Origin of the sequence: Pseudomonas sp. NPDC088444, from assembly GCF_044900175.1 — a bacterium.
In the GTDB taxonomy this organism is placed as follows: Bacteria; Pseudomonadota; Gammaproteobacteria; order Pseudomonadales; family Pseudomonadaceae; genus Aquipseudomonas.
Genome location: NZ_JBJDNK010000021.1, coordinates 1 through 13,447 on the forward strand (window position 1 = coordinate 1; position 13,447 = coordinate 13,447).

The following is a 13,447-nucleotide window of genomic DNA, read 5'->3' on the forward strand; positions in this document are numbered from 1 at the left end:
GAAGGGGCGTCAACCCCTTTTTTCACTTATTTTGTCATATCGGTCAGAAACAGCCCAAAAGCAAAGGGGCGAGCCTTGCGGCTCGCCCCTTTCTTGCATCTATATAGCCAATGCCTTTCTCACTTCAACGTGACGCGCCCGAATGCCTTCTTGCCAGCCTGGCAAACATGGGTCGCGCCCACTTTGAAGATAAAGCCACGATCAACCACCTCGCCATCGACACGCACACCGCCAGATGTCAGCAAATCGCGAGCAATCGCAGAGTTCTTCACCAACCCGGCCTTATTAAGAACGGCAGCAATTGGCATATCCTCGGCAGCCTCCACGGTAATCTCTGGTAGATCCTCCGGCAGCTCACCATCCTTCATTCGGTTGCCCGCCGAGCGATGCGCCGAAGCGGCCGCTTCTTCACCATGGAAACGAGCAACGATCTCTTCCGCCAGCTTGATCTTGATGTCCCGCGGATTCGCACCCGCCTCGCAATCGGCCTTGAAGGCATTGATCTCTTCCATTGAGCGGAAGCTCAACAGCTCGAAGTAGCGCCACATCAACGCATCCGGAATGGAGACCAGCTTGCTGTACATGACGCCCGGCGCTTCCTGAATACCGACATAGTTGCCCAAGGACTTGGACATCTTCTTCACACCATCCAGACCTTCGAGCAGCGGCATGGTCAATACGCACTGCGCTTCCTGACCGTAAGCGCGCTGAAGCTCACGCCCCATTAGAAGGTTGAACTTCTGATCAGTACCACCCAGCTCCACATCAGCGCGCAAGGCAACAGAGTCATAGCCCTGCACCAATGGGTAAAGGAATTCGTGGATAGCGATGGACTGGTTCGACTTGTATCGCTTGTCGAAGTCATCGCGCTCAAGCATGCGCGCAACGGTGTATTGGGAGGACAAGCGAATGAAGTCGGCCGGACTCATTTGATCCATCCACGTGGAGTTGAACGCCACCTCGGTCTTGGCTGGATCGAGAATCTTGAAGACCTGCGACTTGTACGTTTCGGCGAAGTCGAGCACTTGCTCGCGAGTCAGCGGAGGACGGGTCGCGCTCTTGCCGCTTGGGTCACCGATCATGCCGGTGAAGTCGCCAATCAGAAAGATGACCTGATGCCCCAGGTCCTGGAACTGGCGCAGCTTATTAATAAGCACCGTATGCCCGAGGTGCAAATCCGGCGCCGTAGGGTCGAAACCGGCCTTGATGCGCAGAGGCTGACCACGTTTGAGTTTCGCGACCAGTTCGGACTCGACCAGGAGTTCATCCGCGCCGCGCTTGATCAGCGCCAACTGCTCTTCAACCGACTTCATAACCGCCCCGTAATGCCCTATTTCAAAGGGAAACAACCATACAAGATCACCGCCCAAATACAAGTTCCGGAAACAGCCATGCGACGAATCGGGGAGCGATCCGCACGCGAGCTTGCCTCAGGCATGATTTGGTTATATTTTATACAGTTATTTCATCTTCATCATGTCATTCATCTTTTCCATTTCATCTTTTTTCAAAGTCAAAATCACTTATGAACGACACTCCGCCTAAAGCGCCCCCGCTTTATCCGAAGAGCCACCTGCTCGCAGCCAGCGGTATCGCGGCCCTGCTGAGCCTGGCCCTTCTGGTTTTCCCATCCAGCGATGTCGAAGCCAAGAAAACCAGCCTCAGTCTCGAACCAGAAACCCCGATTGAGCAGTTGAAGCAAGAACAAGACGCTCAAGATCAGTCTCAGGCCACAGAACTCCCCGCTGAATCTCCATTTGCACAAATCGAAAATGGCGACGACGCGACTGACGACACAGCCAAGACGGAACCTGAAACTGTGCCCGCCAAAAAGGCTGTCGCCGCCGCAAAAGGCCCCAACCATAAGGAAGTCGTCGTCGCCAAAGGTGACACGCTCTCGACCCTGTTCGAGAAAGTGGGTTTGCCGCCTGCGGCTGTCCATGAAGTCATGGCCAGCGACAAACAGGCCAAACAGTTTAGCCAGTTGAAAAATGGCCAGGTCCTGCAGTTCGAGCTGACGCCAGACGGCAATCTCAAGCAACTGCACAGCAAGCTGAATGATCTGGAAAGCATCAGCCTCTCCAGAACGGAAAAGGGCTACGCGTTTACTCGCGATGTCAGCAAACCTAACGTGCGCACAGCCTACGTTCATGGCGTGATCAACAATTCGTTGTCGCAATCGGCCCAGCGCGCTGGCCTGAGTCACAGCATGACCATGGATATGGCCAACATCTTCGGCTATGACGTGGACTTCGCGCAGGACATCCGCAAGGGTGACGAATTCGATGTGATCTACGAGCAGAAAGTCATCAACGGCAAGACTGTCGGCACTGGCAACATTCTGTCCGCCCGCTTCACTAACCGCGGCAAGACCTACACCGCCGTGCGTTATACCAACAAGCAAGGCAACACCAACTACTACACCGCGGACGGCAACAGCATGCGTAAAGCGTTCATCCGCACGCCGGTTGAATACGCGCGCATCAGTTCGCTGTTCTCGATGGGCCGCAAACACCCGATTCTGAACAAGATCCGCGCCCACAAAGGGATCGACTATGCTGCACCTCGCGGCACACCGATCAAGGCGACTGGCGACGGCAAGGTCATTCTGGCGGGACGTCGCGGCGGCTACGGCAACACGGTGATCATTCAGCACGGCGAAACCTATCGCACCCTTTATGGGCACATGCAGGGCTTCGCCAAAGGCATTCAGAATGGCTCAGTGGTCAAGCAAGGTCAGGTCATCGGCTATATTGGAACGACCGGCCTGTCGACAGGTCCGCATGTACATTACGAGTTTCAGGTAAACGGCGTTCACGTTGACCCGCTGGGTCAGAAGCTGCCCATGGCAGACCCGATCGCCAAGTCCGAAAAACAGCGGTTCATGCAAGAGAGCCAGCCATTGATGGCACGCATGGACCAGGAAAAGGCCACCATGCTGGCCTCGAGTAAGCGCTGACCCATGACTTTATATGTAGGTGTAATGTCCGGAAGCAGTCTTGATGGACTGGACTTCGCGCTCGTAGAACAGAGTGACCGCCCACGCTTGCTCGGCACTCATTACATTCCCATGCCGGATGATCTGCGCGCCGAACTGCTCGGGTTGTGCGCCAGTGGCCCGGACGAACTGGCCCGCGCGGGTATCGCCGAACAGAAATGGGTGCATCTCGCGGCCCAGGGCGTGCTTGCGCTACTGGACAAACAGAATGTTTCCGCCGGAGAGATTCGCGCCATCGGCAGCCATGGTCAGACTATTCGTCACGAACCGGCGCGCGGCTTCACCATTCAGATTGGTAACCCTGCCCTGCTTGCTGAACTAACGGGCATTACCGTCGTCAGCGACTTCCGCAAGCGTGACATCGCGGCGGGTGGCCAGGGCGCGCCTTTGGTGCCCGCGTTCCATGAAGCACTGTTCGATGACAACAAAGACTATCGTGCGGTCCTGAACGTCGGCGGTTTCAGCAATCTCAGTCTGATCGAGATCGACAAACCCGTATCCGGTTTCGATTCAGGCCCGGGCAACGTGTTGCTCGATGCCTGGATTCAGGCCCAACGCGGATTGAGTTATGACAAGGATGGGGCTTGGGGTGCGAGCGGGTCGGTCAACGCTGACCTGTTGAAGTCGATGCTGAGCGATCAATTCTTCCAGACCCGTGGTCCGAAAAGCACCGGTCGTGAGGTTTTCAACCTTGGCTGGGTTCATCACCACATGTTCCAGTTACCGACATTGAAGCCTGAAGACGTGCAGGCCACGCTGTTGGAAGTGACGGCACTCAGCATCACCGAGTCGCTACAGTCGGCTCAGGCTCAGACCAAAGAGTTGCTGGTCTGTGGTGGCGGCGCTCACAACAAGGCACTGATGGCTCGACTGGCTGCGCTGCTGCCAAACACCAAAGTGTCCAGCACTGCCGAGTTCGGTGTTGATCCTGACTGGGTCGAAGCAATGGCCTTCGCCTGGCTGGCGCATTGCGCGCTGGAAAGCGTCCCGGCCAACCGCCCAAGCGTCACTGGCGCCAAAGGCCTGCGGGTACTGGGTGCTATCTATCCCGCCTGACCTCAGTGCAAAATGCAAAAAGCCCGCAGCGATGCGGGCTTTTTTGTGCAGACACGATTCAGATCGAGAACGACGACCCGCAACCACAGGTTGTGGCAGCATTTGGGTTTTTGATCACGAAACGCGAGCCTTCCAGCCCTTCCTGATAATCCACCTCTGCGCCTGCCAAGTACTGGAAGCTCATCGGGTCGACCACCAGGCTGACGCCTTCACGCTCAACGATGGTGTCATCATCGGCCACATCTTCATCGAAGGTGAAGCCGTACTGGAAACCGGAACAGCCACCACCGGTCACGAATACACGCAACTTGAGGCGGTCATTGCCCTCTTCATCGACCAGGGTTTTCACTTTGTGCGCTGCACCTTGCGTGAATTCCAGAGCCGTAGGTGTGAAGGATTCAACACTCATGCTCGATATCTCCCGGCGGTAAGCCGTCATAATGCGTAATGACGGCCATTATCCGCTTGTCCTAGAAAACCGGTCAACTATTCCGAGTACAGCTGGAAGCTTCAAACGACAAGCTGCAAGCGAAATGCATACGACCTGACGTTCTCCTGAAGCTTGCCGCTTACGACTTGAAGCTGCCGTCAGGGCAGCATGCCCGCATGAGACAAGCCCAGGCGCTCATCCAGTTCGAACATGATGTTCATGTTCTGCACCGCTTGCCCCGACGCACCTTTGACCAGATTGTCGATGACCGACAGCACAACCACCAGGTCGCCATCCTGCGGACGGTGAACGGCAATACGGCAGACGTTTGCGCCACGAACGCTACGCGTCTCCGGGTGGCTGCCCGCAGGCATCACGTCGACGAACGGCTCATTGGCATAGCGCTTTTCAAACAGCGCCTGCAAATCGACGGACTTGTCGACCACGGTCGAATACAGTGTCGCGTGAATACCACGAATCATCGGAGTCAGGTGCGGCACGAAAGTCAGGCCAATATCCCCACCCGCTGCGCGGCGCAGACCCTGGCTGATTTCCGGCAGATGGCGATGCCCCTTCACAGCATAGGCCTTGAAGCTTTCGCTGGTCTCGGAATAGAGCGAACCAATGCTGGCACCACGACCTGCGCCGCTGATGCCGGACTTGCAGTCAGCGATCAGGCGTGTCGGATCGGCCAGCCCCGCTTCGAGCAACGGCAGGAAGCCCAGTTGAGTCGCCGTCGGGTAGCAACCCGGAACGGCGATCAGGCGAGCACCCTTGATTTTTTCGCGATTGACTTCAGGCAGGCCGTACACCGCCTCAGGCAGCAACTCTGGCGCGCCGTGAGGCTGGTTGTACCATTTGGCCCATTCGATCGGATCTTGCAGACGGAAGTCGGCGGACAGGTCGATGACCTTGGTGCCCGCCGCCAGCAGTTCGCCCGCCAGCGCGTGGGCGACACCGTGAGGCGTGGCGAAGAACACCACGTCGCAAGCGCCCAGCACCTTTACATCAGGAACACTGAACGCCAGCCCGTCGTAATGACCGCGCAGGTTTGGATACATGTCGGCCACTGGCAGACCTGCTTCGGAGCGCGAAGTGATCGCAACCACTTCAGCTTCTGGATGTTGTGCCAGAAGACGCAGCAACTCGACGCCGGTGTAACCCGTGCCACCGACGATACCGACCTTGACCATAACCTGCCCTCAACGAAACCACTGGAAAGCCGCTGATAATATGAGCCAGACGCCCTTGGGACAACCGTGAACGTGACGTACGGGCACACGAGCCACTACTATTTGCGCCACCGTGATCCTGGAAAAAACCAAAATGCTCTATCTGTGGATAAAAGCACTGCACATCGTTTCCATCGTCTGCTGGTTCGCCGGCCTCTTCTATCTCCCCCGCCTGTTCGTTTACCACGCCATGAGCGAGGACGCGGTCAGCCGTGAACGTTTCTGCACCATGGAGCGCAAGCTGTATCGCGGCATCATGGGACCGGCGATGATCGCCACGCTGTTGTTTGGTATCTGGCTGATTACACTCATCCCCGGCTATCTCCAGCAGGGCTGGCTGCACGCCAAGCTGACATTGGTGGTGATCCTGATCGGCTATCACCACATGTGCGGCGCCCAAGTGAAGCGCTTCGCTCGGGGCGAAAACGGCCGCAGTCACGTTTTTTACCGTTGGTTCAATGAAATCCCTGTACTGATTCTGCTGGCGATCGTCATTCTGGTAGTCGTCAAGCCGTTCTGATCTCAGACAAGAGACGCATTTAACCCCTGACAAGGAAGCCAAGCATGGCCGAGCACTTCAAGATCGTTTTCGAGGGACAACTGCGAACGGGTGTCGATTTGGAAACCGCGCGCCTGAATCTGGCGCAACTGTTCAAAAGCGACGTTTCCAGCGTAGACCGGTTGTTCACGGGCAAGCCGATTATTGTCAAACGTGGCCTGACTCACGATGATGCGCAGCGCTACCTGAAGGCGTTGAACGACGCGGGCGTGGACGCGCGGATCGAGTCCGAGCAGCCTGTCGCCTGGACCCTTGAAGAAATCGAAGAACCCGCGCCAGTGAAGCCGTCCCTCGAACCTGCCGCATCGCCTTACGCACCACCCCGGTCATCTGTCACCCCGGATTGGCCAACCGAGGGTGAACTCAAGGTGTTCACCGTTCAGGGTCGAATTGGTCGGCTACGCTACCTGGCCTGGACCATGGTACTGACGTTCGTGGGTCTGCTGCTCGCCGCTCTGTGCTTCGGCATCATGAGCCTGTCACTGGTGGCGGGAGGCCTATTAGGCGCAGTGCTGCTCGTTGCGCTGATCGTCGTCAGCATCCAGATGGGCTCACAACGGCTGCACGATGCCGGTTGGTCGGCGTGGCTGCTCTTGCTCAACCTCGTGCCCTTCGTGGGCAGCTTCTTTCCGTTTCTGATGATGGTCATTCCCGGCAATAGTGGCCCGAACCGCTACGGCCCATCGCCGCCACCCAATAATAAAGGCGTAAAGTGCCTCGCCGCGCTCTGGCTGATCTTCCTGGTGCTGGTGTTTATCGGTGGATTGACAGGCGGCTTACAGAAAGTCAAAGACGAAGTCGAAATCACCACCGGCGAATACGAACAATCGTTGCCGTATGACGATGACGCCGACAGCGCTGCACAGCCGGTCGTTCCGGTAGACCCGGCCGACGACCCATCCGACACCGACGATAATCAATAACTGCCTGGCAGCAAGGATGCTGTTTCGACACTCGCAACACGCTCATTGGAGAACTGCATGACCCGTTACGCCTTGGTCACAGGCGCATCCAGCGGCATTGGCCTGGCCATTGCCGAAGCCTTGGCCCGTCGTGGTCGCCCTTTGATTCTGGTTTCCCGCCACCGGGACATGCTGGAAAGCATCGCGATCGAATTCACCCAACGCTTTGGCGTGGAGGTGCTGTTTCGCGCCTGCGATCTGGGGGAGCCGCTGCGGCTGTCCGGTTTCTTGTTGGAGCTGGAGGATGGCGAACGGCAAATCGACCTGCTGGTGAACTGCGCAGGCATCGGCAACAGCGGACCGTTTCTGGCTCAGGAATGGGCGCAAGAACAGGATTTGCTCGACTTGAACGTGCTGGCGCTGACTCGTCTGTGTCACACCGTCGGCAACCTGATGGCAGTGCAGGGTGGCGGACAAATCCTCAACGTTGCCTCAATCATGGGTTTTCAACCCGGCCCATGGATGAGCACCTACGCGGCGAGCAAGGCGTTTGTGCTGCACTTTTCGGAAGGCCTGCGCGAAGAGCTGAAAAAAACCGGGGTAAAGATCTCCGTGCTGTGCCCTGGCCCGACACGAACGTCGTTCTTCCGGACCGCCCAGTTGAACGCTGATAAATTCACCGATGACAAGACCATGACCGCTGAAGAGATCGCGCTCTATACCGTGCGCGCGCTCGACAAGAATCGGGCGATCATCATTCCGGGCTGGCGCAATCGGTTCATGACCCGCCTGCCTCGGCTTGTTGGCCGCTGGCTCACGCGCAAAATCTGGGGCTCGATGCTGAAATCCCGGACACCGATCTGAACGCACGACCGCAAAGAAATGGCTGGGCGCAGCAGGAGCTGCTCAGTACACTCGGCTCATTCCTCTCATAAGGAGACACACGGCTGTGACAACTCTGTTCACCAAGATCATCAACCGGGAAATCCCGGCAAAGATCATTTATGAAGACGACCAGGTACTGGCCTTCCACGACATCGCCCCTCAGGCGCCGATCCATTTTCTGGTCATCCCGAAAAAGCCCATCGCGACCCTGAACGACGTCACTGAAGAGGACAAAGGCCTGTTGGGCCACATCTTGTTCACCGCGCAGCGTCTGGCCAAAGAGCAAGGTTGCGAGGACGGATTCCGCGTGGTCATGAACACCAATGAGAAAGGCGGCCAGACCGTCTATCACATTCACATGCACGTGTTGGGCAAGCGTCAGATGACCTGGCCGCCGGGCTGAGTCGCGATTTCAACGAGTTACATCCGCCGAGCGTCTATCTGGCGCTCCGGCGGGCTGACGCAAGACAAGCCTCGTCACATTGATTGAGGTAGACTGGCCGCCGTGGATTTATCCGGAGGTGCCCATGGCTACCGAACGTCACTACTCCCCTATCGACCGTTTCCTTCTGCAAGCCGATGCCGCGATGAAAACGCTGCTGCCTGCCAGCGCGCATTCCCATCGTCCGTCGCCGGCCATCGTCCAGCCTGATTCGAAGATGAGCGAGACCGACAGCAAACATGTCGCCGGCCTCATGCGCATCAACCATACCGGCGAGGTCTGCGCTCAAGCGCTGTACCAAGGCCAGGCCCTCACGGCCAAGTTGCCCCATGTGCGCAAGGCCATGGAACACGCCGCTGAGGAAGAGATCGACCATCTGGTGTGGTGCGAGCAACGTATTCGCCAACTGGGCAGCCACACCAGCGTGCTCAATCCGCTGTTTTACGGGATGTCGTTCGGGATTGGCGCAATGGCCGGTCTGATCAGCGACAAAGTGAGCCTCGGTTTTGTAGCCGCTACCGAAGATCAGGTGTGCAAGCACTTGAACGAGCACTTGGAGCAGTTGCCGGTAGAGGATGAAAAGTCTCGGGCGATTCTGGAACAGATGCGCACAGATGAAGAGCAGCACGCTGAAGGTGCCATCGAGGCAGGCGGTTACCGCTTCCCGGCTCCAGTCAAATTCGGGATGAGTTTGCTGGCCAAGGTGATGACCAAGAGCACGTATCGCATCTGAAGGTAGTTCTGTGCGGCCAACGCAGCTCTTGTGGGAGCCGGCTTTCGCCAGCAAGCCGGCTCCCACAGCATATCAACAAGAGCCCTTAACCCAGCTCGATGATCTCGTAGTCGTGGGTGATCTCAACGCCCGCCGCGCCCAGCATGATCGACGCCGAGCAATATTTCTCGGCCGACAGCTCGATCGCACGCTTCACTTGCGTCTCTTTCAGCCCACGCCCCTTGACCACGAAATGTAGGTGGATCTTGGTGAACACCTTGGGGTCTTCGGTGGCGCGTTCGGCTTCCAGAAACGCTTCGCAGCTTTCAACCGGCTGACGTGCTTTCTTGAGGATGCTGACGACGTCGAAGTTGCTGCAACCGCCCAGGCCAATCAGCACCATTTCCATCGGGCGCACACCCAGGTTGCGGCCACCGGCTTCAGGCGGGCCGTCCATCACGACCACATGGCCGCTGCCCGATTCGCCGAGGAACATGGCCTCACCCGCCCATTGAATACGCGCTTTCATCCCCAGGACTCCCATGTTTGAAAAAGGCGGCCAGCTTAGCACAAGGTCGAGGTGTCGCTGAGCGGGTCAGAAAATGCCGATAAGCGACAGAAATGTAGGAAATTTCTGAAAAAATGGCTAATTGCCGCTGCCGAACTGCGACAAATCGGAAATACTGCCGATACCTATAAGAATGCCGCAGGGCGCAGTTTTTTACGGGATACCTCTATGGTTGCCATGACCCCTCCGAACAAAGTGAAGCTGGTCGACAAACTTCTTCCCCACGCCCAACGGCGTCGCTGTCCCGCCAAGAGCAACATCATTTGTGCGGGCGAGCAATCCGAATCGCTGTATCTGATCATCAAGGGCTCGGTCACGATCCTGATTGAAGACAGTGACGGACGCGAAATGATCGTGGCCTACCTCAACAGCGGGGATTTCTTCGGTGAATTGGGCCTTTTTCAACCCGTGAACAGCGGTTCACGCAGTGCCTGGGTGCGTGCCAAAACCGAGTGCGAAGTGGCTGAAATCACCTACGCCAAATTCCGCGAACTGAGTCAGCACGATCCTGAACTGATGTACGCCATGGGCGGACAAATGGCTGAACGCCTGCGCAATACCACGCGTAAAGTCGGCGATCTGGCGTTTCTCGACGTCACCGGTCGTGTCGCCCGCAGCCTGCTGGACCTTTGCAAACAGCCCGATGCGATGACTCACCCCGACGGCATGCAGATCAAGATCACACGCCAAGAGATTGGTCGTATCGTAGGTTGTTCGCGTGAAATGGTGGGGCGCGTGTTGAAGTCGCTGGAAGAACAAAAGCTGGTGCACGTACGTGGCAAGACCATGGTGGTCTACGGCACTCGCTGACCGCGCAGTTACAAGCGGGCGAAAACGTCCGCGTAGCGCTCACCCAACCGGTCGAGAAAATCGGGGGCGGCGAACAACTCATGCAAGGCAATGTGACTGTCAGCGCGGCAACGCTGCTCAAGGTCGCACATCTCGTTGAAGCGGTTGACGGCATTGACCATGTCGACCCGCTCATTGTCCAGCAGCATCGCGCCATGGGCGAGCACCACAGGGCGCTGCCCACCTTGACTCTGACGCCAGCGCTGAGCGGTGCCCACCATCTTGCGACCATTCAGGTTGACATTGAAGCGACCGTCACAAAACGCCCCTTCGACTTCACCCAAAGACGCGGCGCCACCCAATTCGCTCAACACGTCGAGCATGGGCTGACACAAACGCATGTAGGCATTTTCGATGCGATCGCGATCGTGGTCGGTCGTAGGCTGAACATAGACCAGCGCGACGTTTACAGTGGCCGGGGATTGCGGAACCGGTTCGCCGCCGCTTTCGCGCAACAGAATGGGCCAGCCGATGTCGGCCAGTGTTTCGCTGGCTTCGGTGAAGCCTTCGAGGCGGCTGAGGCGACGAGGCATGACCAGCGCATGAGCGGTGGGGCGCCAGAACAACAGCCCGTAATCGGCATCACCGGCGCAGACGGAAGCCAATAGATCCTGTTCGGCCTTGAGGCCTGCTTCTACGCAGATGTCGGTTACACGCATGTTCATAGAAATCCTTGATGAGCCTCAACGCGGTCTTGAGTGAGCGGGCTCTCAGAGGATTACTCCGTTACTGATCCACCGCATTCGCCAGCAAGCGGAGCGCCGCCCGGCCGGCTCCCACAGATTCAGTGTCGAGCACAACCATTGAAGTCGGCGTGGCGTTTGTGGGAGCCGCCTTGGTGGCGAATGCCGTTAAGCAGCCACCACAGAATCTCCCCTTTGGCACGGGTCGTCTTGGCGAATGCTCCAATCACTCAATCCAGCGTGCTGGACTTGATCGCCGCTGTGCCCTTCTCCGGGAAAAACAGACGCTGCAATTCCACACCCGGCTTCTCGGCGCGCATGAACGCTTCGCCAACGAGGAAGGAATAGACCTCGTTGATTTCCATCAGCTCAACGTCTGCGCGGTTCAAAATGCCGCTTTCGGTCACGACCAAACGATCACGCGGGATGCGCGGCAGCAGGTCCAGTGTGGTCTCCAGGCTGACGTCGAACGTGTGCAGGTTGCGGTTGTTAATGCCGACCAGCGGGGTGTCGAGGGTTTTCAAGGCCCGCTCCAGTTCGTCACCGTCGTGCACTTCCACCAGCACATCAAGTTTGTTGGCCTTGGCAACGGCGGCCAACTCCGCCATCTGCACATCATCAAGGGCCGAGACGATCAGCAGGATGCAATCGGCCCCCAAGGCGCGAGCTTCGACGATCTGATACGGGTCGATCATGAAGTCCTTGCGAATGACCGGCAGCTTGCACGCCCCACGGGCTTCTCTCAGGTAAGCATCGGCGCCCTGAAAGAAGTCGATGTCGGTCAGCACGGACAAACAGGTCGCGCCGCCCGCTTCATAGCTCTTGGCGATTTCGGCAGGCTGGAAGTTCTCCCGGATCACGCCTTTGCTCGGCGACGCCTTCTTGATTTCGGCAATAACCGCAGGTTGCTTGCGCTTGGCCTGCTCGATCAAGGCGTTGGCGAAGCCGCGTGGTGCGTCGGCGGTGGCGACCAGGGTTTCCAGCTCGGACAAGCTGACGCTGGCGCGGCGCGCCGCAACTTCTTCGGCCTTACGGGCCAGAATCTTTTCCAGTACCGTCGGCACGCTCATCCTTCATTCTCCTGTTTGAATACCGCTGTAAAAGCACCCAGCTCTTCCAGTTTTTCACGGGCAAGCCCGGTGTGCAGCGCATCGTGGGCCAGCTCGACGCCTTCTTTCAATGTAGAGGCATGATCAGCAGCATAGAGCGCCGCGCCCGCATTGAGCACGATCATTTCGGCCGCTTTCTGACCATGTTCGGTTTTGCGGCGACCCAGCGCGTCCCGGATCAACTCCAGTGACTGCTGCGGGCTGTCCACCACCAGACCGAACAGGCTCTGGCTCTTCATGCCCAAATCTTCCGGCTGCACCCAGTATTCAGTGACTTCGCCGTTCTTAAGTTCGGCGACGAAGGTCGGCGCGGCGAGACTGAACTCGTCCAGACCGTCCTGCGAATGCACCACTAGCACGTGCTTGCTGCCCAGACGCAGCAACACTTCCGCCAACGGGCGGCACAAGGCCTGATTGAACACGCCGACCACCTGGTGTTTAACACCTGCCGGGTTGGTCAGCGGACCGAGCATATTGAACAGAGTGCGCAGCCCCAATTCCTTGCGCGGTCCCGCCGCATGCTTCATGGCTTGATGATGGGTCTGAGCGAACATGAAACCGATGCCGACGCTGTCGATACAGCGTGCGACCTGAACCGGCGTCAGGTTCAAATAAACGCCTGCCGCCTCCAGCAAATCAGCACTGCCGCTCTTGCCCGAAACCGCGCGGTTGCCGTGTTTGGCGACCGTGCAGCCTGCTGCCGAAATCACCAGAGAAGCGGCAGTGGAGACGTTGAAGATATTCGCGCCATCGCCACCGGTGCCGACGATGTCGACCACGCGATCCAGCGATTGCAATTGAACTTGATCGGCCAGCTCACGCATCACCGAAACGGCACCGACGATTTCGTCGATGGTTTCGCTCTTCATGCGCATACCCATCAGGAAAGCGCCAATCTGCGCCTGAGTGCACTGACCGGTCATGATTTCGCGCATGACGTCGCGCATTTCGTCGGTGGTCAGGTCCAGTTGATTCACGACCCGGCCCAACGCCGTTTTGATATCCATTGCCATATCGAAGTG

At 57.8% G+C, this 13,447-nt stretch carries 15 protein-coding genes; 8 read left to right on the plus strand and 7 right to left on the minus strand.

The genetic code is table 11. The annotated features are described in order from the left end of the window. Window positions 1–119 precede the first annotated feature (119 nt). The gene (gene tyrS / locus ACI2KB_RS27905) at window positions 120–1,313 is read right to left on the minus strand and encodes a tyrosine--tRNA ligase (protein ID WP_404640131.1); all 1,194 of its coding nucleotides are present in this window, start codon (window positions 1,311–1,313) and stop codon (window positions 120–122) included. Window positions 1,314–1,525: 212 nt separating this feature from the next. Between tyrS and ACI2KB_RS27910 the strand changes: the two genes are divergently transcribed. Both ACI2KB_RS27910 and ACI2KB_RS27915 read left to right on the plus strand, forming a co-directional pair. Then, a complete protein-coding gene (locus ACI2KB_RS27910; RefSeq protein ID WP_404640133.1) occupies window positions 1,526–2,959 on the plus strand; it encodes a peptidoglycan DD-metalloendopeptidase family protein in 1,434 nt (477 codons plus the stop codon). A 3-nt stretch (window positions 2,960–2,962) separates the two neighbouring features. Further along, entirely contained in the window at window positions 2,963–4,054 is a 1,092-nt protein-coding gene (locus tag ACI2KB_RS27915) for an anhydro-N-acetylmuramic acid kinase (protein WP_404640135.1), read from the plus strand. A gap of 58 nt (window positions 4,055–4,112) precedes the next feature. Here ACI2KB_RS27915 and erpA read toward each other — a convergent pair whose 3' ends face one another. Both erpA and argC read right to left on the minus strand, forming a co-directional pair. Continuing rightward, complete coding sequence (erpA, locus tag ACI2KB_RS27920; RefSeq protein ID WP_074752191.1) at window positions 4,113–4,463, minus strand: iron-sulfur cluster insertion protein ErpA; 351 nt, start codon at window positions 4,461–4,463, stop codon at window positions 4,113–4,115. 179 nt (window positions 4,464–4,642) lie between these two features. Further along, window positions 4,643–5,677, minus strand: a complete 1,035-nt coding sequence (gene argC, locus ACI2KB_RS27925; RefSeq protein WP_404640137.1) for an N-acetyl-gamma-glutamyl-phosphate reductase — start codon at window positions 5,675–5,677, stop codon at window positions 4,643–4,645. Between the two features lie 133 nt (window positions 5,678–5,810). On the opposite strand from argC, the gene hemJ reads away from it, so the two are divergent. From hemJ to coq7, 5 genes are all read left to right on the plus strand, one after another. Beyond that, window positions 5,811–6,236, plus strand: coding sequence for a protoporphyrinogen oxidase HemJ (hemJ, locus tag ACI2KB_RS27930; RefSeq protein WP_404640139.1), 426 nt, complete (start codon window positions 5,811–5,813; stop codon window positions 6,234–6,236). 44 nt (window positions 6,237–6,280) lie between these two features. After that, complete coding sequence (locus ACI2KB_RS27935) at window positions 6,281–7,198, plus strand: DUF805 domain-containing protein (RefSeq protein ID WP_404640141.1); 918 nt, start codon at window positions 6,281–6,283, stop codon at window positions 7,196–7,198. Window positions 7,199–7,255: 57 nt separating this feature from the next. Next, complete coding sequence (locus tag ACI2KB_RS27940) at window positions 7,256–8,041, plus strand: SDR family NAD(P)-dependent oxidoreductase (protein ID WP_404640143.1); 786 nt, start codon at window positions 7,256–7,258, stop codon at window positions 8,039–8,041. A gap of 85 nt (window positions 8,042–8,126) precedes the next feature. Beyond that, window positions 8,127–8,465, plus strand: coding sequence for a histidine triad nucleotide-binding protein (locus tag ACI2KB_RS27945; RefSeq protein ID WP_274136442.1), 339 nt, complete (start codon window positions 8,127–8,129; stop codon window positions 8,463–8,465). Window positions 8,466–8,589: 124 nt separating this feature from the next. Further along, on the plus strand, window positions 8,590–9,237 hold the full coding sequence (gene coq7 / locus ACI2KB_RS27950; protein WP_404640145.1) for a 2-polyprenyl-3-methyl-6-methoxy-1,4-benzoquinone monooxygenase: 648 nt from the start codon (window positions 8,590–8,592) through the stop codon (window positions 9,235–9,237). An 85-nt stretch (window positions 9,238–9,322) separates the two neighbouring features. On the opposite strand, the gene ACI2KB_RS27955 is transcribed toward coq7, so the two are convergent. Continuing rightward, window positions 9,323–9,745, minus strand: a complete 423-nt coding sequence (locus ACI2KB_RS27955; RefSeq protein ID WP_404640147.1) for an OsmC family protein — start codon at window positions 9,743–9,745, stop codon at window positions 9,323–9,325. Between the two features lie 207 nt (window positions 9,746–9,952). Here ACI2KB_RS27955 and crp point away from each other — a divergent pair, with 207 nt between their 5' ends. Then, window positions 9,953–10,594 carry a cAMP-activated global transcriptional regulator CRP gene (crp, locus tag ACI2KB_RS27960; RefSeq protein WP_404640149.1) on the plus strand — a complete coding sequence of 214 codons (642 nt, stop codon included), beginning with the start codon at window positions 9,953–9,955 and terminating at the stop codon, window positions 10,592–10,594. 8 nt (window positions 10,595–10,602) lie between these two features. Here crp and ACI2KB_RS27965 read toward each other — a convergent pair whose 3' ends face one another. From ACI2KB_RS27965 to trpD, 3 genes are all read right to left on the minus strand, one after another. Next, window positions 10,603–11,298, minus strand: coding sequence for a biotin/lipoate A/B protein ligase family protein (locus tag ACI2KB_RS27965; RefSeq protein ID WP_404640151.1), 696 nt, complete (start codon window positions 11,296–11,298; stop codon window positions 10,603–10,605). A 248-nt stretch (window positions 11,299–11,546) separates the two neighbouring features. After that, window positions 11,547–12,386 carry an indole-3-glycerol phosphate synthase TrpC gene (gene trpC / locus ACI2KB_RS27970; RefSeq protein ID WP_404640153.1) on the minus strand — a complete coding sequence of 280 codons (840 nt, stop codon included), beginning with the start codon at window positions 12,384–12,386 and terminating at the stop codon, window positions 11,547–11,549. Then, window positions 12,383–13,432 (minus strand): anthranilate phosphoribosyltransferase, encoded by a 1,050-nt coding sequence (gene trpD, locus ACI2KB_RS27975; protein WP_404640219.1) that lies wholly within the window; start codon window positions 13,430–13,432, stop codon window positions 12,383–12,385. Before trpD ends, trpC begins: the two co-directional genes overlap by 4 nt. Window positions 13,433–13,447 lie beyond the last annotated feature (15 nt).

Excerpts from the sequence above, each read along its gene's own strand:
- tyrS (WP_404640131.1), bottom strand. The coding sequence starts at position 1,313 with ATGAAGTCGGTTGAAGAGCAGTTGGCGCTGATCAAGCGCGGCGCGGAT.
- ACI2KB_RS27910 (WP_404640133.1), top strand. The coding sequence starts at position 1,526 with ATGAACGACACTCCGCCTAAAGCGCCCCCGCTTTATCCGAAGAGCCAC.
- ACI2KB_RS27915 (WP_404640135.1), top strand. The coding sequence starts at position 2,963 with ATGACTTTATATGTAGGTGTAATGTCCGGAAGCAGTCTTGATGGACTG.
- erpA (WP_074752191.1), bottom strand. The coding sequence starts at position 4,463 with ATGAGTGTTGAATCCTTCACACCTACGGCTCTGGAATTCACGCAAGGT.
- argC (WP_404640137.1), bottom strand. The coding sequence starts at position 5,677 with ATGGTCAAGGTCGGTATCGTCGGTGGCACGGGTTACACCGGCGTCGAG.
- hemJ (WP_404640139.1), top strand. The coding sequence starts at position 5,811 with ATGCTCTATCTGTGGATAAAAGCACTGCACATCGTTTCCATCGTCTGC.
- ACI2KB_RS27935 (WP_404640141.1), top strand. The coding sequence starts at position 6,281 with ATGGCCGAGCACTTCAAGATCGTTTTCGAGGGACAACTGCGAACGGGT.
- ACI2KB_RS27940 (WP_404640143.1), top strand. The coding sequence starts at position 7,256 with ATGACCCGTTACGCCTTGGTCACAGGCGCATCCAGCGGCATTGGCCTG.
- coq7 (WP_404640145.1), top strand. The coding sequence starts at position 8,590 with ATGGCTACCGAACGTCACTACTCCCCTATCGACCGTTTCCTTCTGCAA.
- ACI2KB_RS27955 (WP_404640147.1), bottom strand. The coding sequence starts at position 9,745 with ATGAAAGCGCGTATTCAATGGGCGGGTGAGGCCATGTTCCTCGGCGAA.
- crp (WP_404640149.1), top strand. The coding sequence starts at position 9,953 with ATGGTTGCCATGACCCCTCCGAACAAAGTGAAGCTGGTCGACAAACTT.
- ACI2KB_RS27965 (WP_404640151.1), bottom strand. The coding sequence starts at position 11,298 with ATGAACATGCGTGTAACCGACATCTGCGTAGAAGCAGGCCTCAAGGCC.
- trpC (WP_404640153.1), bottom strand. The coding sequence starts at position 12,386 with ATGAGCGTGCCGACGGTACTGGAAAAGATTCTGGCCCGTAAGGCCGAA.
- trpD (WP_404640219.1), bottom strand. The coding sequence starts at position 13,432 with ATGGATATCAAAACGGCGTTGGGCCGGGTCGTGAATCAACTGGACCTG.